Origin of the sequence: Enterobacter sp. AC1 (genome assembly GCF_050434705.1) — a bacterium.
Taxonomy (GTDB): Bacteria; Pseudomonadota; Gammaproteobacteria; order Enterobacterales; family Enterobacteriaceae; genus Enterobacter; species Enterobacter cloacae_L.
Window position 1 is genome coordinate 955,401 of sequence record NZ_JBNDIZ010000002.1, and the last position, 19,146, is coordinate 974,546.

The 19,146-nt window shown below is 54.3% G+C and carries 20 protein-coding genes; 8 read left to right on the forward strand and 12 right to left on the reverse strand.

Annotated features, from left to right (window positions below; translation table 11 throughout):
• Nucleotides 1–97 precede the first annotated feature (97 nt).
• On the forward strand, nt 98–1,570 hold the full coding sequence (locus M2433_RS09460; protein WP_429057089.1) for a sensor domain-containing diguanylate cyclase: 1,473 nt from the start codon (nt 98–100) through the stop codon (nt 1,568–1,570).
• 284 nt (nt 1,571–1,854) lie between these two features.
• Complete coding sequence (locus M2433_RS09465; protein WP_047348918.1) at nt 1,855–2,103, forward strand: GlsB/YeaQ/YmgE family stress response membrane protein; 249 nt, start codon at nt 1,855–1,857, stop codon at nt 2,101–2,103.
• 130 nt (nt 2,104–2,233) lie between these two features.
• Here M2433_RS09465 and M2433_RS09470 read toward each other — a convergent pair whose 3' ends face one another.
• Together M2433_RS09470 and M2433_RS09475 are read right to left on the reverse strand one after the other, a co-directional pair.
• Entirely contained in the window at nt 2,234–2,332 is a 99-nt protein-coding gene (locus tag M2433_RS09470; RefSeq protein WP_014883431.1) for a YoaK family small membrane protein, read from the reverse strand.
• Nucleotides 2,333–2,377: 45 nt separating this feature from the next.
• The gene (locus M2433_RS09475; protein WP_429057177.1) at nt 2,378–3,406 is read right to left on the reverse strand and encodes a sensor domain-containing diguanylate cyclase; all 1,029 of its coding nucleotides are present in this window, start codon (nt 3,404–3,406) and stop codon (nt 2,378–2,380) included.
• Nucleotides 3,407–3,715: 309 nt separating this feature from the next.
• Between M2433_RS09475 and M2433_RS09480 the strand changes: the two genes are divergently transcribed.
• On the forward strand, nt 3,716–3,970 hold the full coding sequence (locus M2433_RS09480) for a putative hemolysin (protein ID WP_059311000.1): 255 nt from the start codon (nt 3,716–3,718) through the stop codon (nt 3,968–3,970).
• Nucleotides 3,971–4,050: 80 nt separating this feature from the next.
• Entirely contained in the window at nt 4,051–4,356 is a 306-nt protein-coding gene (locus tag M2433_RS09485; RefSeq protein WP_063432102.1) for a hypothetical protein, read from the forward strand.
• Here the strand turns inward: M2433_RS09485 and M2433_RS09490 are convergent, their stop codons facing one another.
• A complete protein-coding gene (locus M2433_RS09490; RefSeq protein WP_429057092.1) occupies nt 4,357–4,701 on the reverse strand; it encodes a DUF488 domain-containing protein in 345 nt (114 codons plus the stop codon).
• 101 nt (nt 4,702–4,802) lie between these two features.
• Between M2433_RS09490 and M2433_RS09495 the strand changes: the two genes are divergently transcribed.
• Nucleotides 4,803–5,510 (forward strand): CTP synthase C-terminal region-related (seleno)protein, encoded by a 708-nt coding sequence (locus M2433_RS09495; protein WP_429057094.1) that lies wholly within the window; start codon nt 4,803–4,805, stop codon nt 5,508–5,510.
• Nucleotides 5,511–5,541: 31 nt separating this feature from the next.
• Here M2433_RS09495 and M2433_RS09500 read toward each other — a convergent pair whose 3' ends face one another.
• Nucleotides 5,542–6,729, reverse strand: coding sequence for a CynX/NimT family MFS transporter (locus tag M2433_RS09500; RefSeq protein WP_429057096.1), 1,188 nt, complete (start codon nt 6,727–6,729; stop codon nt 5,542–5,544).
• Nucleotides 6,730–6,828: 99 nt separating this feature from the next.
• Between M2433_RS09500 and M2433_RS09505 the strand changes: the two genes are divergently transcribed.
• On the forward strand, nt 6,829–7,620 hold the full coding sequence (locus M2433_RS09505) for an AraC family transcriptional regulator (RefSeq protein ID WP_059310995.1): 792 nt from the start codon (nt 6,829–6,831) through the stop codon (nt 7,618–7,620).
• On the opposite strand, the gene M2433_RS09510 is transcribed toward M2433_RS09505, so the two are convergent.
• The 3 genes from M2433_RS09510 to M2433_RS09520 all read right to left on the reverse strand — a co-directional run bounded on the left by M2433_RS09510 (nt 7,604) and on the right by M2433_RS09520 (nt 11,541).
• Entirely contained in the window at nt 7,604–8,050 is a 447-nt protein-coding gene (locus tag M2433_RS09510; RefSeq protein ID WP_024908579.1) for a DUF441 domain-containing protein, read from the reverse strand. The two genes, M2433_RS09505 and M2433_RS09510, sit on opposite strands and share 17 nt — an antisense overlap.
• A 107-nt stretch (nt 8,051–8,157) precedes the next feature.
• The gene (locus M2433_RS09515) at nt 8,158–10,194 is read right to left on the reverse strand and encodes a glycoside hydrolase family 31 protein (RefSeq protein WP_429057098.1); all 2,037 of its coding nucleotides are present in this window, start codon (nt 10,192–10,194) and stop codon (nt 8,158–8,160) included.
• 15 nt (nt 10,195–10,209) lie between these two features.
• The gene (locus M2433_RS09520; RefSeq protein WP_429057101.1) at nt 10,210–11,541 is read right to left on the reverse strand and encodes a glycoside-pentoside-hexuronide (GPH):cation symporter; all 1,332 of its coding nucleotides are present in this window, start codon (nt 11,539–11,541) and stop codon (nt 10,210–10,212) included.
• A gap of 288 nt (nt 11,542–11,829) precedes the next feature.
• Here M2433_RS09520 and yoaI point away from each other — a divergent pair, with 288 nt between their 5' ends.
• Complete coding sequence (yoaI, locus tag M2433_RS09525; protein ID WP_235836409.1) at nt 11,830–11,934, forward strand: small membrane protein YoaI; 105 nt, start codon at nt 11,830–11,832, stop codon at nt 11,932–11,934.
• Between the two features lie 21 nt (nt 11,935–11,955).
• Here the strand turns inward: yoaI and M2433_RS09530 are convergent, their stop codons facing one another.
• From M2433_RS09530 to yeaG, 3 genes are all read right to left on the reverse strand, one after another.
• Nucleotides 11,956–12,456 carry a YbaK/prolyl-tRNA synthetase associated domain-containing protein gene (locus M2433_RS09530; protein WP_429057103.1) on the reverse strand — a complete coding sequence of 167 codons (501 nt, stop codon included), beginning with the start codon at nt 12,454–12,456 and terminating at the stop codon, nt 11,956–11,958.
• Between the two features lie 99 nt (nt 12,457–12,555).
• Nucleotides 12,556–13,839: a YeaH/YhbH family protein gene (locus M2433_RS09535; protein ID WP_059310993.1), complete on the reverse strand. Its 1,284-nt coding sequence runs from the start codon at nt 13,837–13,839 to the stop codon at nt 12,556–12,558.
• Nucleotides 13,840–13,913: 74 nt separating this feature from the next.
• The gene (gene yeaG / locus M2433_RS09540; protein WP_047348909.1) at nt 13,914–15,848 is read right to left on the reverse strand and encodes a protein kinase YeaG; all 1,935 of its coding nucleotides are present in this window, start codon (nt 15,846–15,848) and stop codon (nt 13,914–13,916) included.
• Between the two features lie 431 nt (nt 15,849–16,279).
• Here yeaG and M2433_RS09545 point away from each other — a divergent pair, with 431 nt between their 5' ends.
• Nucleotides 16,280–17,026: a MipA/OmpV family protein gene (locus tag M2433_RS09545; protein ID WP_047348908.1), complete on the forward strand. Its 747-nt coding sequence runs from the start codon at nt 16,280–16,282 to the stop codon at nt 17,024–17,026.
• 96 nt (nt 17,027–17,122) lie between these two features.
• On the opposite strand, the gene M2433_RS09550 is transcribed toward M2433_RS09545, so the two are convergent.
• Together M2433_RS09550 and gapA are read right to left on the reverse strand one after the other, a co-directional pair.
• Nucleotides 17,123–18,007 carry a D-hexose-6-phosphate mutarotase gene (locus tag M2433_RS09550; RefSeq protein ID WP_429057106.1) on the reverse strand — a complete coding sequence of 295 codons (885 nt, stop codon included), beginning with the start codon at nt 18,005–18,007 and terminating at the stop codon, nt 17,123–17,125.
• 74 nt (nt 18,008–18,081) lie between these two features.
• Nucleotides 18,082–19,077, reverse strand: coding sequence for a glyceraldehyde-3-phosphate dehydrogenase (gene gapA, locus M2433_RS09555; RefSeq protein ID WP_020884442.1), 996 nt, complete (start codon nt 19,075–19,077; stop codon nt 18,082–18,084).
• Between the last annotated feature and the right edge of the window lie 69 nt (nt 19,078–19,146).

The following is a 19,146-nucleotide window of genomic DNA, read 5'->3' on the forward strand; positions in this document are numbered from 1 at the left end:
TGCTTAAGTGCAATTCATTTTCCTCTTATCCGGAGCTTTGTTACAGTGACAAGAGTTGTCAGCCAGGGATGTCAGGCGTGATAAGGTGGAATAGCTCGTGCATGTGAAAAATACTTTTTACACAACAACCATTACCGTCATCATTGTCTCATTGATCATCTCGCTGTCGCTTGCCGTCCAAATTGCCACGTCCAGACAGCAGTCAATCCAGCAAATTAATACCAGCGTCGCTAACCTGAGCCATACCCTTGATGTCTATACTGAGGGGATCATGCGCCAGAGTGAAATGTTAATTGCTACCGTCTCCGACATAATCGAAATTTATGGTATGACCCCGCAGCAGGCGACCCATATTCAGCGGATGATAAATAATCAGGATAATCTTCTTACCCAGATTAATAATGTGGTTGTTTACGATGCGCAGGGCGATATCTTTACCGCATTGCATGAAAGTTTTACCGGGCCCCGTAAAGGCTCGGACAGAGAGTTTTTTATCTTTCACCAGGAAAATAAAAGTCAGCAGATTTTTATTGGTGAGCCCGTGGTAAGCAGAACCAATGGTAAATGGGTTATCACCATTAGCCGGCGCCTTGAAACCGACACTGGGGCATTTAACGGTGTCGTGGTGGTGACGCTGGGTATCGAAAATTTTCTCGCGCTCTACGGGCAGATTAATATCGGTCACTCGGGCGTTATTGGCTTAACGACGCAGGCAGGCGTGCTGCTGGTCCGTTATCCCTTTAAAAATACCTATATTGGCACGATTGTTTCTGATTCACCTCTCTTCAGGAAATATCTCAAGGTACAAAATACAGGGATAGCCAGCTCCATTTCCCGGTTTGATAAAATCGAGCGCATTTATGCCTATGAGAAAAATAAACGCTACGGGCTGGTCACCACCGTGGCCGTCAGTATTGATGAAGCCCTCGCACCCTGGCGCAAGCAGGCGATTCAGCTGGCGGTGCTCATTTTCGTCTTCACCGCGATACTCATCTTCGCGTCTTACTTCCTGTATTCCGACTTATCCCGAAAAACACGGGATAACAAAGCGCTGAAGATTATCGCCTCTGAGGATGCGCTGACCGGGCTGTACAACCGTCGCATTTTTGATGAAAAAATCCTCTCGGAAATCGCGCTCTGTGCCGCACATGATGCGCCAATTTCGATGTTGATCGTGGATGTAGACTACTTCAAAAAATACAACGATAACTACGGTCATCCGGAAGGGGACCGGTGTCTGGCATTGCTCGGAAACAGCCTCAGGGAGAGCCTCACCCGCGATAATCAGATTGTGGCGCGATATGGCGGAGAGGAGTTTGCGCTGATTTTACCTGATACGGATATTCAGGAGGCGCTTCGCCTGGCGCAGACGATTATTCGCAATGTGTTCTCGCTGCACATTGCCCATGCTTTCAGCCCATTCGGACGGGTGACGGTAAGCGTTGGGATTTCAACAGCACGTGCTGTCGATATCGCAGGCAACCAGCAGGACATTATTATTGCCGCGGATCGGGCGCTCTACCAGGCAAAACGCGCCGGGCGTAACCGGTACGCATTTGTTGGGGTATGAACGAAAAAAAAGCCCACTCAGGAGTGGGCAAGAAATACTGGAAGCAATGTGAGCAATGTCGTACTGAATACCTGAGCGTTTCACTCAACCATTCAGTGTTGAGAAAGATAATCTTTCTCAATAAAAGATGCAACCCCACAGTTTATGTGGAACGTTCATTTCGTTGATGAATAATTACGCACTCTCTCGGTGTGATGCTTATCACAAATTTCCTTTCTCAAATCCTGTGCTATTCTTTTTTGTGTCGTTGATTTAATGACAAAAACCATACAGAGAGGAAAGTTATGGGAATTTTATCCTGGATTATCTTTGGGCTTATTGCGGGTATTCTGGCGAAGTGGATCATGCCGGGCAAAGATGGCGGTGGGTTTATCGTTACCGTAATACTGGGTGTTGTCGGCGCGGTAGTTGGCGGCTGGATCAGTACGCTGTTCGGTTTTGGCAAGGTTGATGGCTTTAACTTCGGCAGCTTCGCCGTCGCGGTGATCGGTGCACTGGTTGTTCTGTTTATCTACCGAAAAATCAAAAGCTAAGGCTTAAAAGCGTTGAAAAAGGCTGCCAGATGGCGGCCTTTTTACGTATTGGGGTTTACCACCAGCCAAGCTGCGTGCCGGCAAATGCCGCAATGGCAACGATCAGCATAATGAGGGTCGTTTTTCTCATTTATGCCCCTGGCGCCGCGTAACCACCGACAAAAAACCATGCTAAAAAAACCACCGCCGTTATAAAAATAACGACCGGGAAGAGGATCCCTATTCTCATATCATCACCTGTTTCGGTTTCAATCACGCCGTAGAGTGTACGGGGTTAATCCATACCGAGAAAGCGTGTTTTGCTTTTTCCTTTCTTATCCTGATACATCGCGGCATCCGCGTCGCGTAGCGCCGTGTCCGGATCGGTTACGCCTGGGTCCACTTCGATAACGCCAAGGCTGGCACCGGGATAGATGAGATTAACGCTGCCCAGCCAGTATTCACCGGCAATGCAGGCGCTGAGGCGCGTTCTGAGCAGGGTGACCTGCGCGTTATCTCCCTTATCGTGGGACTGGCTCAGCGAAGCCACCAGAAACTCATCACCGCCCAGCCGGCCAATGATATCGTCCTGCTGCTTCTCTTCCGTCAACCGCTTGCCCACTTCAATCAGGAACTGGTCGCCCGCTTCGTGCCCGTAACGATCGTTTATCAGTTTGAAATCATCCAGATCGATAAACGCGATGATGGCGTTACGCTTAAGGTGCCGCGCCAGAGAAAACAGGGTCGTCAGATCTTCAAACAGCGCGCGACGGTTGGGCAACCCGGTCAGGGCATCGGTATAAGAGTGCGCAATGAGGGCTGCATTGGCTTCGCGAAGCTGGGTGACCAGCGATTCTTTCTGGATGTACTGGCCAATTAAACCGGCGAATAATCTCAGCACTTGCTCACCGCGCTCGCTGAGCGGTTTCCTGGCCGTGCTGGTGGCGCAGAGCGTTCCGTACAGAGAACCATCGGCAAGATGAACGGGGATGCTCATGTAGGTGGTAATGCCAAGCGCTTTTGCGGCTTCACACTCGGGCCAACGTTCGGGCACGTCGTTGCTGAACAGCGTGTCGCTATCCAGCGCGCGCTTGCAGAGCGTTTCATCCCAGGGAACGCTCAACCCCTCGGGGATCTCCATCTGCTTGCTGTTGCGGGCATAGAGAATATGCTGCAGCCGGGCTTTGATATCGACCTTAGTGAGATAAGTCGACTCCATGTCGGTCACTATCTCCAGCATCTCCAGCAGCTGACGAACGAGACTTTCAAGGGATTGTTCAGTGGCGAGGGTTTCTGAAACACGGGCAAGGATAATATCCGACATGACGTAGAGTGACTCCCAGGCAGAAGACGTCTGCATCTGCATGTTATGCTGACTTTTTAGACTTCGGGCATAGTAAAACATGAATACAGAAAATTTAATATATGCAGCGGGAGGGCAGCGGGCGAGAAAAAAGGCCCCGTTGTTGAGACCGGGGCAAAGACATCTTGATTACGGAATGATGTTCTCTGGTCATATCGAGAACATGCCACACTATAGTGTTGAAAAGTGCAGTTAAAATGGAGAAATCATGGAGAAAGCGGCGCTGACCCGTTACCCTTAACCTGTAATGATGTCAAAAGGATCAAAGTGATGAGATTTCTGCTTCTGGCGCTGGCCTTGCCCTTAGTCGCCTGTACCACAAAAACAACGCCGCCTGATGCGCCGAAACCACCACACGCTATCGGTATGGCGAACCCGGCCTCCGTGTACTGCCTGGAGAAAGGCGGGGAACAGATCCCGGTTCAGAGCCCGCAGGGCGTCCGTACCGAGTGCAAATTACCGGGCGGCGAAGTGATCGATGAATGGACGCTCTATCGTCGCGATCGTCCGCAACCCACCAGATGACAAAGTCATATTACCTGCGATACACTTCTCTTTAGGATTATTCTTAGCCAGTTCCTGGCTACCGTTATCGTGAGAGAAGTATGTTTCAGCTTAAACCGGGCAGCATGGCGATGATCGTGGGTGCCCGCACGGCGTCTGGTCGTCGCAATATTGGTAAATCTGTTGAATTGTTTGGCCTTTGCCAGCCCGGAATGCGTTTCGTTAACCCGGTCAACGGCGTCATGACGCAATTACCCGCTACCGCAGATCGCGCGCTTTGGCTGGTGACGGGTGATGTTTACGCGTTTGACAATCAGCACGGGTTTGCGTTTGTTCGCCCCGAACATCTGATGCCGCTCACCCCGGATGAAGCACCGCAAATTGTGGATGCGCTGACCATCGGCTGATTACAGATGGCGCAGCCAGTCGGCTAATACCAGGGCGTGATTTTGCTCCGTGTTTTTGGCGGCAAAGAGCAGGGTGACGGTCTGTTTTTTTGCCCGCGCCGCCAGGCGCACTCCCTCGTCCGTATGCTGCGCCAGCTCTTCCCGATACGCCTGACTGAAGGCGGCGAAATCAATAGTTTCGCTGTGAAAGGCCTTGCGTAGTTCATTCGATGGCGTGAGTACTTTACACCACTCATCATAGGCGAGGTCCGTTTTTTTAACGCCGCGCGGCCACAGTTTGTCCACCAGAACCCGATAACCGTCGTCCGGACCTGCCTGTTCGTATACGCGTTTGCACTGAATCATAATTCCACCCTCCCAATTTAAGGTATTGTGATAATTGCAGAAGATCGGTAGTCTGAGGTTCCTTATGTTATCTGATAATTCTCTGGCATAAGGAACCTTTCATGGAACACCTCCCGGTTAAAACGACGCTGCGCATTGCGCTGGTAGGCGATTACAATCCCGATGTTATTGCGCATCAGGCGATCCCACTGGCCATTGACGACGCCGCCGCAGTGCTTGACCTCACCGCCGATTACGACTGGCTTGCCACCACGGAGCTGACGAGCCCTGAGGATCTGGTGGGCTACGATGCTATATGGCTGGTTCCTGCAAGCCCCTATAAAAACACGGAAGCCGCTTTTATCGCCGCGCGCTACGCCCGTGAAAACAGCATTCCGTTCCTTGGCACCTGTGGTGGGTTCCAGCACGCGCTGATTGAGTATGCCCGAAATGTATTGGGCTGGGCGGATGCGGCACATGCCGAGACGGATACCGAAGGCACCATGGTGATTGCGCCGCTGACCTGCTCGCTGGTGGAGAAAACCGATGCCATTGAGCTGCGTAATAATACGCTGATCGCGAAAGCCTACGGCAGGCCGGAAATTGTAGAGGGGTATCACTGTAACTATGGCGTGTCGCCGGCGTTTGCACAGGCGCTGGAAAGCGGCGATATGCATGTTACGGGTTGGGATGAGCAGGGAGAGATTCGTGCCGCAGAACTGGTTACGCACCCGTTCTTCGTGATCACCTTATTCCAGCATGAGCGTGCCGCGCTGGAAGGGCGTCCGGTCGTGCTGGTGCAGGCGATGCTGCGCGCGGCGCGCGGGTAAAAAAAGCAGACCCGATGGTCTGCCTCTGGATTTAACGGGGCGCGATCTCCCGGTCTCGCCCGGCTAACACGCCGCAGATGGCCATTATCACGGCGGCCAGCGCGCAGACCAGAAGTGGGATTTGCCAGTCTCCTGCGGTATCGTGAATTTTCCCCATCAGCGGGGGACCGCAGGCGGCGAGCAGGTAGCCAATCGACTGTGCCATTCCGGACAGCGCCGCAGCCTGGTGTGCAGAGCTGGCGCGCAGGCCGATGAACGTCAGGCCGAGGATCATCGTTGCCCCGGAGCCAAAGCCAAACACCAGCGTCCACATCACCGCCATGTCAGGCATAAACCACAGCCCCGCCGCGCTTACTGCGCACATCAACGCCACCGCGCCGGCGATCCCCCGCTGATCTTTCAGACGCAGGAGGATCAGCGGAACGGCAAGTCCAGGCACGGCCGTAGCCAGCTGTAAAAGACCATGCACCGAGCCGGCCTGCGCTTCGCTGTAGCCGTGGCTGAGCAATATTGCCGGCAGCCAGCCGATGATGACGTAGTAAATCAGCGAGTTGATTCCCAAAAAGAGCGTCACCTGCCACGCGAGGGCTGAGCGCCAGATCGCGCGGTTATGCAGCGCGCCAGCGCCGGTTACCGTCGCGACATGCTTCTGTCGCCACTGCGGCAGCCAGAGCAGCAGTGCCACAAGCGGAAACACCATTAGCATCAGCAGTGCGCCATGCCAGCCTGCCGCCCCCTGCGCCAGGGGAACAATCAGCGCCGAGCCGAGCGCCGCCGAGACACCCATCGTCAGGGAATAGGCTCCGGTGAGTTTCGCCACCTGGCCTGGAAAGTCACGCTTAATTAATCCGGGTAACAGCACATTCCCCAGCGCTATCCCGCAGCCGATGACCGCCGTTCCGATGAAAAGCAGGGCGGCGGAAGGCAGGGAGCGCAGGGCAATTCCGGCGCAAATCAGCAGCAGGGCAATAAACAGGCTGCGCTCCATGCCGATACGCCGGGCCACGCCGGCTGCAAGCGGCGAGACAAGGGCGAAGGCCAGCAGCGGCAGGGTAGTCAGCAAACCGGTTTGCGCCGTGGTTAAGCCATAATCAAGACGAATAGTATCGAGCAGCGGGGCTGCCCCGGTGAAGGTGACGCGAAGCGTGGTGGCAATCATCAGGATACCTGCGATCAGCAGCGCGCCATGTTTTCCTGAAGTGCGAATAGCAGTAGTCATTATGTTCTCATACGTTCAAGCGAGCGCACACAATACCGATTTTCTCAGCGGTTGAAATCAGGCTAAAATGACAGTTTATCGCTCATATCGGACAACCTGATGATTGGCCTGGGACTGGACGGCTACGATCCCGATAGCCAGCACGATGCGGCCGTCGCATTTCGCATTCGCGTGGTGGCGGAGGAACAATATATTCCGCTTCATCATCACCGTAAGGGACAGATGATTCTGGCCCTCGGCGGCGCGATCACCTGCGAAGTGGAAAATGCCATGCTGATGGTGCCGCCCCAGTACGCCGTCTGGATCCCCGGCCAGATGCCGCACAGCAACAGGGCCACGCCGGGAGCGCAGCTCTGCTTTTTGTTCATTGAACCGGGGGCTGCCAGCTTGCCGGAGCGCTGCTGCACCCTGAAAATCTCCCCGCTGGTGCGGGAGCTAATTTTGTCGCTCGCGGAAAAATCGCGTGAACAGCTGCAGCTTGCGGCCACCTCGCGCCTGGTGGACGTCCTGTTTGACGAGCTGCCGCTCCAGCGTCAGGAGCATCTGCAGCTGCCCGTTTCGCCCCATCCAAAAATCCGGCTGATGAGCGAGAAGATGGCGGAAGAGCCCGCGGCCTGGCAGACGCTGGCGCAGTGGGCGAGCCACTTTGCCATGAGTGAACGCAACCTGGCGCGGCTGGTGGTGAAAGAGACCGGCTTAAGCTTTCGCCGCTGGCGTCACCAGCTGCAGCTGATTGTGGCGTTACAGCATTTGATTGGTGGGAAATCGGTACAGCAGGTGGCACAGTCACTGGGCTATGACTCGACCACCGCGTTTATCACCATGTTCAAGAAGGGATTGGGTCAGACGCCTGCGCGTTACATGGCCAGCCTGACTACGACTTCCCAATAAACAGCGAGACCAGGCCTGCTGCAATCAGCGGGCCCACCGGAACGCCGCGAAAGAGCGCCACACCCAGCACGGTGCCCACCAGCAGACCCGCCACCAGCGAGGGCTGGCTACTCATCAGCGTGACGCCGCGTCCGCCCAGCCACGAGACGAAAATCCCCACCGCGATCGCCACCAGCGATTTCCAGTTTACAAACGAGTGCAGCAGCGTTGAGGCGGGAAGCGTACCGCTGGCGATGGGCGCCATCACCCCAATGGTTAAAATGATTATCCCAATGGTCAGGCCCTGTTTTTCTATCCACGGGAAAAAGGTATTTAACGGGGTCACGCGCACGATAATCAGCACCAGAATAGAAATGGCCACGGTGGTGTTATGGCTAACAAAGCCGAGCGCGGCGAGCGCCAGGAGAATGAGCAGAGTAGGGTCAAACATGCAGAGGTCCTTGCCAAAAAAAGTAAGCCTGCTTACTGTACGCGCAAATGCGTGAGCAAACAGGCCTTTGTCAAAAAAAACCTCTTTTTTTGGGCACTTGCCCATCGTCAGCTCAGCAGCGTTTGCACCAGCGGACTGCCTTCGCGAATAAAGACCGGAATGGTTTCCAGCGCTGCCGGTACCGTAATGCGCTCGCCCCCCGCGTAGCGCTCGCCGTTAAGCGCCAGCCAGCCGTTCCCTGCCGGGAGCCAGACCTCGCGCTCGCGCTGGCCGGCATGCATCACCGGCGCAACCAGCAAATCTTCGCCAAACAGATACTGATCCTCCGTTTCCCAGCTTTGTGTTTCCTGTGGGTAATGCCAGAACAGGGGGCGCATAAGCGGGTCGCCCTGCCGGTGGGCATTCTCGTATAACGCATCAATATAGGGACGCAGCTTCTCGCGTACGGAGAGCCAGCGCTGCATGATAGCGAAGTTGGCTTCTCCATAGCTCCACAGTTCATTCGGTGAACCGCTGTTACACTGCGGTATACCGTCGCGATAGCGCTCCGGCGGCTGGATCTGCGGTTCACGATAGCCGTGCATGCGCAGCACGGGGGTAAACACCGCCCACTGGAACCAGCGGATCAGCAGCTCGTGGAACGCCGGGTCGTTGACGTTCCCGCCCTGGAAACCGCCGATATCGGTGGTCCACCAGGGGATCCCCGCCAGCCCCATGTTTAGCCCGGCGGCGAGCTGGTTGCGAAACGCGTGGAAGGAGGAGTGGATGTCCCCCGACCAGGCCAATACGCCGTAGCGCTGGCTGCCTGCCCAGGCGCAGCGAACCAGGTTCACGATTTCGGTTTCGCCGCTGGCCTGCAGCCCATCATAAAACCCTTGGGCAAAATCGCGCGGGTAGCGGTTTCCCACTTCCAGGACCGGGCCAGCGTAGTAGCGATAATTATCAAAGTCGTAGGCGCGGTATTCGGGCTCCGCCTCGTCCAGCCAGAACAGTTTGATCTCCAGGTCGTAGTAATTTTTCTTCACCGTATCCCAGACAAACTGCCGGGCCTCGGGATGCGTGGCGTCAAAGAAGGTGGTATTGCCCATGAAGTCCAGATTGACCTGCACCCCGCGCTCGCTGCTGACCAGCCACCCTTTGGCCTTCATCACCGGATAGAGTGGGCTGCGCGCCTCAACCGTAGGCCAGACGGATACCATCAGCGCAATACCCAGCTCGCGTAGCTCGTCGACCATGCCCTTAGGATTGGGCCAGTCGACAGGATCAAAGCACCATGTGCCCTGATTTGGCCAGTGGAAGAAGTCAATGACCATTACCGAAAGCGGCAGGCTGCGGCGGCGATACTCCCGGGCCACCTCCAGCACTTCCTGCTGCGTGCGGTAGCGCAATTTGCACTGCCACAGTCCGCTGATAAAGGCCGGAGCCTGTGGTGGGGTCCCCGTCGCCTTAACGTACTGACGGGTAATATCGGCAATCGTGTCGGCTGCGGTGATCCAGTAATCCATCTCACCCGTGACGCGGGCGCGCCATTCGGTCTGGTTTTTGGCAAAGCTGGCCTCGCCGATCGCCGGGTTGTTCCACAGCAGGCCGTAGCCAAGGCTGGACTGCACAAAGGGCACGCTGGCCTGAGAGTTACGCTGCGCCAGCTCCAGCGTGCAGCCTTTCAGATCCAGCCACGGCTGTTGATACTGACCCATGCCGTAGAGGCGTTCGTCGGGGCGTGATTCAAAACGCACCGTGAGTTGATATTTCCCGCCCGCCAGCGGCTTGAATTCTCGCCCATCCAGCTTCAGGGCGCTGACGTACTTATCCTGACTCTTTTCACTGGCACCGATGCCTACCGTTGACCGCTGCCGCCACATCTCCTCCAGCAGCAGTTCGCCGCGCTGGTTGTAGAATGCAAGTTGCCCCTTGAGGTTCAGCGTCGCGGTGATGTTGCCGTTGCGAAGCGTCAGGCTTTCGGCTTCAGCAGTAATGTCGGCAGAGCAGGGAGCCGCAGACAGCAGCGCGTGCTGTGCGTCACTTAACGCCGGAGAGCAGGTCGCCCGGACGCGCAGGCTGTTTTGTCCCCAGGGTTCGATGCGCAGGATCTGGCGTTCAAAACGCCATTCAATACTGTTGGAATGTTGAATCAGCTCACTCATGGATAGGGCGTCCTTTTAAACACTGTGTTTGGCAAGATGGATGGATTTCATCGTGCTGTCATCGAGTTTGTACCAGCGCAGCGTGGTGAACGCGCAGAGCGACAGCGCGCCAGGAACGATGGTAAAGAGGGCGATAATGCAGTACATCGCGGTCGCCGTTTGCTCCGGGGCGTTTGGCACATAGCCGCTGGATCCTAGCGTCCAGCCAACAATGGCTCCGCTGATCGCCATGCCCAGCTTGAGCACGGCCAGGAACGTCGAGAAGATCACGCCGTCCATGCGTTTACCCTGCTTCCATTCGCCGTAGTCGGCGACGTCCGCCATCATCACCCACATTAGCGTGGTGGTGGCCTGATAGAGCGTGGAGACGATGAAGGTCAGAGGAACCAGAAGGAAGACAGATTTCGGCACGAAGAACAGCGCAATGCTGAGCACGCCCGCCAGGACGGAGCAGTAGCCAAACATTTGCACTTTGCTGTAGCTGTGCGTAAGACGTTTTGCCAGCGCGCTGCCGGCGGCTTTCCCCAGAATATGCGCACCCAGCATCCACATAAAATAGCTGGCGCTGCCGAGATAATAGGTGACGAAATACATCATTGCGCCGAGTCGAATAACCCCAAAACCAATATTGGTTAATACCAGCACCGCGACAACGCGCCACTGGTCGTTCCGTAATAAATCCCGTAGCTCCGCCAGATAATTATTATGCGTAGCGGGGGCTTTAATTCGCTCCCGGGTATTGGCAAAACAGATCCAGAACATAATCACGGCGACCGTAGCCATAATTGCCATTGCCCAGCGGTAGCCCAGTAATTTATCGTCCCCTCCTAAAAACTCTGCCAGCGGCATCATAAAGAACGTTGAGAGTGCGCCGCCGAGCGTCGCCAGGAAAAAACGATATGACTGCAGGGAAATACGCGCGTCGTTATCAGGGGTTATTACCGCGCCCATTGAGCAGTAGGGAATATTGATTGCGGTGTACATGATCATCATCAACGTGTAGCTGACGGTGGCGAAGATCATCTTACCGTGCAGATCGAGAGACACCGGCACGGCGTAGGTGAGCAGGCAGCTTGCGCCAAACGGCAGCGCCAGCCACAGCATCCACGGTCGGAATTTTCCCCAGCGCGTGCGGGTGCGGTCGGCAATATAGCCCATCGCCGGGTCGATAATTGCGTCCGCGGTTCGGGCCAGCAGGAACATCGTCCCCACAAACGCTGCCGGTAATCCCACAACGTCCGTATAATAAAACGTTAAAAATATAATGACGTTATCCAGCCCAATATGGCTGGCCATATCTCCCAGCCCATAGCTGATTTTTTCTTTGCGGGTAATCTTATCGGTCATGTTAATCACCTGGCTCGTGTAAGGCTTATTTATGAGACGTGCTGATTAGCATGTTTAACCACGCTACGGTCGTTAACAATTGCGAGATTTGGCAATGACGTTACGGAAACACCTTTTCGTGATACCGGTAACATAATGGTGAGAATGAAAGCGATTTTTGCAGAGGTGATATTTATTTTAAACGAATCGTTTCAGCCTCTACAAATTCACCCTTCAGACCGGTGGCTGTCATTTTATTGTCATTCTAAGGGGGTAAAAAAGGCTAAACGGGGCAAATGGGATCGCATCATGAACGATCAAATGTTTATTGAAACGCTGATTATCTCTTCATCATTTTTGACGATAGCCGTTATTCTTATCGCGTCGGTGCTTTTTCTGGAAAAAAATGGCTGACCGTTTTGCCAGCCGTTATGACTATCCTTTACGGAACGTCACCAGTTCAGGACGCGCAATACGCAGGTAGTCCTGGGTATCCATAATCACCGATTTTTCCAGCAGGCCGGCATTAAACGCGATTTCGTCAAAACGCTCGAACAGCAGCGGGTCGGCAACCAGTGCCAAATCAGGATGGAAGCTAAAGGGCGGGATAGCGCCGAAAACGCAGGCGGTCAGGGCATCGACTTCGGCCGGACTGGCGAGGGAGGCCTTCAGCCCGCCAAAATGGCTGGCAAGCTGGCTCAGGTCAGCCTGCAGATCGGCGGCCAGGATCGCCAGAACGTGTTTTTTCACACCGTTTCCCTTCACCTTGCAGACCAGGGCTTTTGCGCCTTGCCGCAGATCGGTTCCGCGAATTTCGCTTACCGCTTCACATTTCCCGACCGCCTCGTGCTCCATGACGCGAAAACGCGCGCCCTGCTCGGTGAGTAAGGCGATCAGTTGCTGGTGGGTTTCTGTTCCAATAACGTCATCAGTCATAACGATTTTCCCGGTGATAATCCAGTATGCAGCGTTCTACATTAGCACGGGATGAACGGGGTCGAAAGAGAACAGCCAGCGAGTTCGCTGGCTGTTGGATTATGCGTTGCTGGTCGCAGACTGCTTGTGGAATAGCTCCCTGAACACGGGGTAAATATCATCCTGGTCACGGATATGCTGCATGGCAAAGTTATCGAACATCGACTGCAGATGTTCATACTCCCGCCACAGGGTCTGGTGCGCGCGGCGGGTGATTTCGATATAGCTGTAGTAGCGCACTACCGGCAGAATTTTCTTCGCCAGAATGTCGTGACACAGCGGTGAGTCATCAGCCCAGTTGTCGCCATCCGACGCCTGCGCAGCATAAATGTTCCACTGTGCCGGGTCATAACGCTCTTTCACCACCTCATCCATCAGCTTCAGCGCGCTGGAGACGATGGTGCCCCCTGTCTCCTGCGAGTAGAAGAACTCGTGTTCATCCACCTCTTTAGCCTGCGTATGGTGGCGAATATAGACCACCTCGACGTTCTTATAGGTTCTGCTCAGGAACAGATAGAGCAGAATATAAAAACGCTTCGCCATGTCTTTGGTGGCCTGGTCCATTGAGCCGGAGACGTCCATCAGGCAGAACATCACCGCCTGGCTGGAGGGTTCCGGACGTTTTTCGTAGTTCTTGTAGCGCAGGTCGAAGGTGTCGATAAACGGGACCCGTTCGATCTTCGCCCGCAGCTCCGCGATCTCCTTACGCAGGCGCTCCTCTTCCAGCAGTTGCGCCGGCTCGGTGTTTTCCACCACCTTCAGATTGCTCTCCAGCTCGCGCAGTTCACGACGTTTCCCTGCCGTCATGGCCGTGCGCCGCGCCAGTGAATTCTGCAACGAACGCACGACGCTGATATTGGCGGGCACGCCGTTGGCGGTATAGCCCGCGCGGTGGGTTTTATATTCATTAAGCTGGCGATGCTGATTCTTTTTCAGATTCGGCAGCGCCAGGTCTTCAAACAGCAGGTCGAGATATTCATCTTTCGAGATCTGGAAGACAAATTCGTCCTGGCCTTCACCGTCCTGGCTGGCCTGTCCCTGACCGCTTCCTGAACCACCGCCACCGCCCTGAGGACGCTCAATTCTGTCGTTCTGAACGAAGTGGTCATTACCTGGATGTACGCGATGGCGCAGGCCGCCTCGCCCCTGATGAAACATCGGTTCGCTGATGTCATCGGTGGGGATGGAGACAGATTCGCCGCTGTCGACGTCGGTCACCGAGCGTTTGTTGATGGCCTCGGAGATAGACTGTTTAATTTGCGCTTTATAACGACGCAAGAAGCGCTGGCGGTTCACCGTGCTCTTGTTTTTGCCGTTAAGACGCCGGTCAATAAACCAGGTCATATACCCCCCGTACTGCATTTGCCAACTTGCATTTTGTAGGCCCGGCAGGTGCTAAACGCTGCCGGGCACTTGTTTTAGGACGATTTACGCACGCGCAGATACCATTCGCAGAGCAGGCGAACCTGCTTGCGGGTGTAGCCTTTTTCCATCATACGGTCGACAAAATCGTCGTGCTTTTTCTGTTCATCGGTTGAGGTTTTGGTGTTAAACGAAATCACCGGCAACAGCTCTTCGGTATTGGAGAACATTTTCTTCTCAATGACCGTGCGCAGCTTCTCGTAGCTGGTCCAGTTTGGATTGCGCCCGTTGTTGTGCGCTCTGGCGCGCAGGACGAAGTTCACAATCTCGTTACGGAAGTCTTTCGGGTTGCTGATCCCGGCAGGCTTCTCGATTTTCTCCAGCTCGGCGTTCAGGGATTCTCGGTCAAACAGCTGGCCGGTATCCGGGTCGCGGTACTCCTGATCCTGGATCCAGAAGTCAGCATAGGTGACATAACGGTCGAAAATGTTCTGCCCGTATTCTGAATAGGATTCCAGGTAGGCCGTCTGGATCTCTTTGCCAATGAACTCGGCGTATTTCGGGATCAGGTAACCTTTCAGGAACTCAAGGTAGCGTTCAGCCTGCTCCTGCGGGAACTGCTCGCGTTCTATCTGCTGCTCCAGGACGTAGAACAGGTGAACCGGGTTGGCCGCCACTTCCGCGTGGTCGAAGTTAAAGACGCGGGAGAGGATCTTAAACGCGAAACGCGTGGACAGGCCGTTCATCCCTTCATCGACCCCTGCGTAGTCGCGGTATTCCTGATACGACTTCGCTTTCGGGTCGGTGTCCTTCAGGCTCTCACCGTCATAGACGCGCATTTTCGAGTAGATGCTGGAGTTTTCCGGCTCTTTGAGGCGCGAAAGGATGGAGAAGCGAGACAGCGTTTCCAGGGTGCCCGGCGCGCACGGAGCATGCACCAGCTCACTGTGGTTAAGCAGTTTCTCGTAAATTTTGATCTCTTCGGAGATTCGCAGGCAATAAGGCACTTTGACGATGTAAACACGGTCAAGGAAGGCCTCATTGTTTTTGTTATTACGGAAGGTCACCCATTCGGATTCATTCGAGTGAGCGAGAATAATTCCGTTAAACGGCAGGGCGGAGATACCTTCCGTCCCGTTGTAGTTTCCTTCCTGGGTCGCCGTCAGCAGAGGATGCAGCACTTTGATCGGCGCTTTAAACATCTCGACGAATTCCATAATCCCCTGGTTAGCGCGGCACAGCGCGCCGGAGTAACCGTAGGCATCCGGGTCATTCTGCGCGAAGTTTTCCAGCTTACGGATGTCGACTTTACCCACCAGAGCCGAGATGTCCTGGTTGTTCTCATCACCGGGTTCGGTTTTGGCGATGGCGATCTGTTCGAGAATGGATGGCCAGACTTTCACCACGCGGAACTTGGTGATGTCGCCACCAAACTCGTGCAGGCGTTTAGCCGCCCACGGCGACATGATGGTGCCGAGATAGCGACGCGGGATGCCATACTCTTTATCCAGAATTTGCGCATCTTCCTGCGGATTAAACAGGCACAGCGGATGGTCGTTCACCGGGCTGCGCTCGCCGTTAGCGCTCAGCACATAGATAGGGACGCGCTGCATCAGCGACTTCAGGCGTTCAGCCAGAGACGATTTACCGCCACCCACCGGGCCGAGTAAATAGAGGATCTGTTTCTTCTCTTCCAGACCCTGAGCGGCATGCTTCAGATAGGAGACTATCTGTTCAATGGCATCTTCCATACCATAGAACTCTTCAAACGCCGGGTATCGGGCGACGACCCGATTCGAAAAGAGACGGGAAAGCCGGGGTTCCAGGGCAGTATCAACCATGTTTGGCTCACCAATAGCCATCAATAGCCGTTCTGCCGCATTGGCATAGGCACTGCGATCTTGCCGACAGATGGTAAGAAACTCCTGCAGGGTGAACTCTTCGTCCTTGGCAGCTTCATAGCGCTGGCGATAGTGATCGAATATATTCATGGCATGCCGTCCTTTCGTTTTTTAGCACAGGATAAGAGCCGTTCGTATGAGTAGTGGAGGCTCCCGGAAGAGAATCTCTCGCACCTCACTGCCAGAGCAGCAACCTGTGTGCCAGGTCAGACGCTAAGAACCGCAGGGTGTTCAGGAAAACTCTTCTTAAATTAAAGCGTAGATGGCATTTGCAAAACTTGCATGCCGATAAAATCTACTTTCAATGACATATCAATAACTCATCCAAAAATTTCCACTGTGGTTCTAAGGCAAAAGCCCCTTTTTCATGCGGTGGTCATATAAATGAAAGCGGGCTGTCATCTGAAAAGTTAAAGATAAGAGGTTAATCAGACTGATTAGCAGGCAAAAAATTTTGGGATGTACGGGAATGGCGGTTACACTTCACTCGCTGATTATTTGACTACAGGAAAGAATGGATTGTGACCAAACTCAAACTTCTGGCATTGGGCATCCTTGCCGCGACCGCAGTGAGCACCGCACAGGCGGAAAGTCAGTGGACGGTTGGCGCGGGCGCTGGTGTGATTAACAGCCCGTACAAGCAGTATGACCGTGATGTTTATCCCGTTCCGGTTGTCACCTATGAAGGCGATAACTTCTGGTTCCGCGGCTTAGGCGGCGGCTACTATCTCTGGAACGATACGGCCGATAAGCTCTCCATCATGGCCTACTACGACCCAACGCACTTCAAGCCGGGAGACAGCGACAGCCACGCGCTTCGCCAGCTCGACAAGCGTAAAAGCACCATGATGGCCGGTCTCTCATATGTGCATAACACCCAGTATGGCTTCCTGCGTACGGCCCTTGCGGGTGATACGCTGGATAACAGCAACGGCTTTATCTGGGATCTGGCGTGGTTATATCGCTACACCAACGGTGCGTTGACCCTGACGCCAGGTATCGGCGTGCAGTACAACAGCGAGAACTACAACGACTACTATTACGGCGTGTCTAAAAACGAGTCTCGCCGCAGTGGTCTGAAAAGCTATAGCGCTGATGACGGCTGGGATCCCTACCTGGAGCTGACCGCGAGCTATAACTTCCTCGGTGACTGGAGCGTATACGGAACCGGTCGCTATGAGCGCCTGAGCGATGAAGTGAAAGACAGCCCGATGGTCGATAAATCCTGGGCAGGCATTTTCTCTGTCGGTGTGACCTACAAGTTCTGATTGCGCACTGAAATCATGCACTCAGTGCATCAAAACGGGGCGCTTGCGCCCCGTTTGCTTTGGTATGGTGCAGTGAAGCAGGGGAGGCGAAATGCCTTAGCGCTTCACGATTTTAATCGTCTGCCCTAAACGAGACGGTTTTTCGTCGCTCGCTTTTTGCGGGGTGCTCACGCAGGCGGTTTCCACGCAGACAAACGTTTTATAACCCTCATCCGTCATGTCGGCCATGCTGACAGAAAGTGCCGGACCCGGGTTCCAGCCCACCACGTCGCTGTGATGATGATGAACCACTTCAATTCCACGGTTCAGGGCACCGTCGTGGATCACACTGCAGGCTTCCGGGTGCAGATAGACGCGATCGGTACGGTCAGGGAACGTTTGTACCCCGTCGCTCAGCTTCCCTTCTTTAGCGTTATCCACTTTGTCGATAAAGGTATCGCCAAGGCCGCTCACCTTCACTGCGCTGATATCACCCACGTTGAAGTAGGTGTGCAGGGCAGCGGTGGTTTCGAACTCACCGTGGGCTTCCAGTTCGATTTCGCAGGTTTTGCTCAGCTTAAAGCGGGCGTACAGGGTGAAATCGTGCGGCCAGAGGGCGCGGGTTTCATCATTTGCCTGCAGTTCAAAGGTCAGCACTGCGCCGTTTTCATCTTCATTATGCGCTTTCAGGGCCCACTGCTGGTTACGGGCAAACCCGTGAGAAGGCAAACCCTGCTGTGCGGAAGGGCCGAACCACGGCCAGCAGATCGGTACGCCACCGCGGATCGCCGCCCCTTTTTTGAAAGAGGTCGCATCGCTCAGCCACAAACCCTCGGCTTCACCTTCCGGTTTCCAGGAGAGCAGGTGAGCGCCGTTCAGCGCCACGGAGGCTTTCACGCGTGGATGGTCAACGACGATAACATCGGCACCGTCAATCAGACGGCGGGAGAGCACAGGGGTAAGTTGTTCGACTACCGGAAGTGCAAAAATTTTATTAATCATTAAGCAATCCTCTGTCTAAAAACAATAAAAAAGGCGACCGAAGTCGCCTTTTTGGATCAAACACTCATCTCAACTTATTTGGAGATGTGAGCGATCAGGTCCAGTACTTTGTTAGAGTAGCCGGTTTCGTTGTCGTACCAGGATACCAGTTTAACGAAGTTGTCGTTCAGTGCGATACCTGCTTTAGCATCGAACACGGAAGTGCACACTTCGCCGTTGAAATCGGTAGATACAACGTCGTCTTCGGTGTAGCCCAGAACGCCTTTCATTGCGCCTTCGGAAGCAGCTTTGATTGCTTTCTTAATTTCTTCATAAGAAGCAGCTTTTTCCAGACGAACGGTCAGGTCAACAACGGATACGTTAGGAGTTGGAACGCGGAACGCCATACCTGTCAGTTTGCCATTCAGTTCTGGCAGTACTTTACCTACTGCTTTAGCAGCACCGGTAGAGGATGGGATGATGTTCTGAGCCGCGCCACGGCCGCCACGCCAGTCTTTGTGAGACGGGCCGTCAACGGTTTTCTGAGTAGCGGTGGTCGCGTGAACGGTAGTCATCAGACCTTCAACGATGCCGAAGTTGTCGTTGATAACTTTAGCCAGCGGAGCCAGGCAGTTGGTGGTGCAGGATGCGTTGGAAACGATGTCCTGGCCAGCGTAAGTTTCGAAGTTTGCACCGCGAACGAACATAGGGGTGTTGTCTTTGGAAGGACCAGTCAGAACAACTTTTTTCGCACCCGCGGTGATGTGTTTACGCGCGGTTTCGTCGGTCAGGAAGATACCGGTAGCTTCAGCAACAACGTCAACACCGATTTCGTTCCATTTCAGGTTAGCTGGGTCTTTCTCAGCAGTAACGCGGATGGTTTTACCGTTAACAACCAGGTGGCCGTCTTTCACTTCAACGGTGCCGTCGAAACGACCGTGAGTTGAGTCGTACTTCAGCATGTACGCCATGTATTCAGCGTCCAGGAGATCGTTGATACCAACGATTTCGATGTCAGAACGTTTCTGAGCAGCACGGAAAACAATACGGCCGATACGGCCAAAACCGTTGATACCTACTTTGATAGTCATATATTCCACCAGCTATTTGTTAGTGAATAAAAGGTTGCCTGTAAAATTACAAAAACCTTACGCAGCGTC

Bases quoted from the DNA above. Each gene is read 5' to 3' on its own strand.
- M2433_RS09530 (WP_429057103.1), bottom strand. From the start codon at position 12,456: ATGACTGATGACGTTATTGGAACAGAAACCCACCAGCAACTGATCGCC.
- M2433_RS09500 (WP_429057096.1), bottom strand. From the start codon at position 6,729: ATGACTACTGCTATTCGCACTTCAGGAAAACATGGCGCGCTGCTGATC.
- gapA (WP_020884442.1), bottom strand. From the start codon at position 19,077: ATGACTATCAAAGTAGGTATCAACGGTTTTGGCCGTATCGGCCGTATT.
- M2433_RS09535 (WP_059310993.1), bottom strand. From the start codon at position 13,839: ATGACCTGGTTTATTGACCGGCGTCTTAACGGCAAAAACAAGAGCACG.
- M2433_RS09520 (WP_429057101.1), bottom strand. From the start codon at position 11,541: ATGACCGATAAGATTACCCGCAAAGAAAAAATCAGCTATGGGCTGGGA.
- yeaG (WP_047348909.1), bottom strand. From the start codon at position 15,848: ATGAATATATTCGATCACTATCGCCAGCGCTATGAAGCTGCCAAGGAC.
- M2433_RS09470 (WP_014883431.1), bottom strand. From the start codon at position 2,332: ATGAGAATAGGGATCCTCTTCCCGGTCGTTATTTTTATAACGGCGGTG.
- M2433_RS09475 (WP_429057177.1), bottom strand. From the start codon at position 3,406: ATGTCGGATATTATCCTTGCCCGTGTTTCAGAAACCCTCGCCACTGAA.
- yoaI (WP_235836409.1), top strand. From the start codon at position 11,830: ATGAACGATCAAATGTTTATTGAAACGCTGATTATCTCTTCATCATTT.
- M2433_RS09550 (WP_429057106.1), bottom strand. From the start codon at position 18,007: ATGATTAATAAAATTTTTGCACTTCCGGTAGTCGAACAACTTACCCCT.
- M2433_RS09485 (WP_063432102.1), top strand. From the start codon at position 4,051: ATGTTTCAGCTTAAACCGGGCAGCATGGCGATGATCGTGGGTGCCCGC.
- M2433_RS09465 (WP_047348918.1), top strand. From the start codon at position 1,855: ATGGGAATTTTATCCTGGATTATCTTTGGGCTTATTGCGGGTATTCTG.
- M2433_RS09505 (WP_059310995.1), top strand. From the start codon at position 6,829: ATGATTGGCCTGGGACTGGACGGCTACGATCCCGATAGCCAGCACGAT.
- M2433_RS09495 (WP_429057094.1), top strand. From the start codon at position 4,803: ATGGAACACCTCCCGGTTAAAACGACGCTGCGCATTGCGCTGGTAGGC.
- M2433_RS09515 (WP_429057098.1), bottom strand. From the start codon at position 10,194: ATGAGTGAGCTGATTCAACATTCCAACAGTATTGAATGGCGTTTTGAA.
- M2433_RS09510 (WP_024908579.1), bottom strand. From the start codon at position 8,050: ATGTTTGACCCTACTCTGCTCATTCTCCTGGCGCTCGCCGCGCTCGGC.
- M2433_RS09480 (WP_059311000.1), top strand. From the start codon at position 3,716: ATGAGATTTCTGCTTCTGGCGCTGGCCTTGCCCTTAGTCGCCTGTACC.
- M2433_RS09490 (WP_429057092.1), bottom strand. From the start codon at position 4,701: ATGATTCAGTGCAAACGCGTATACGAACAGGCAGGTCCGGACGACGGT.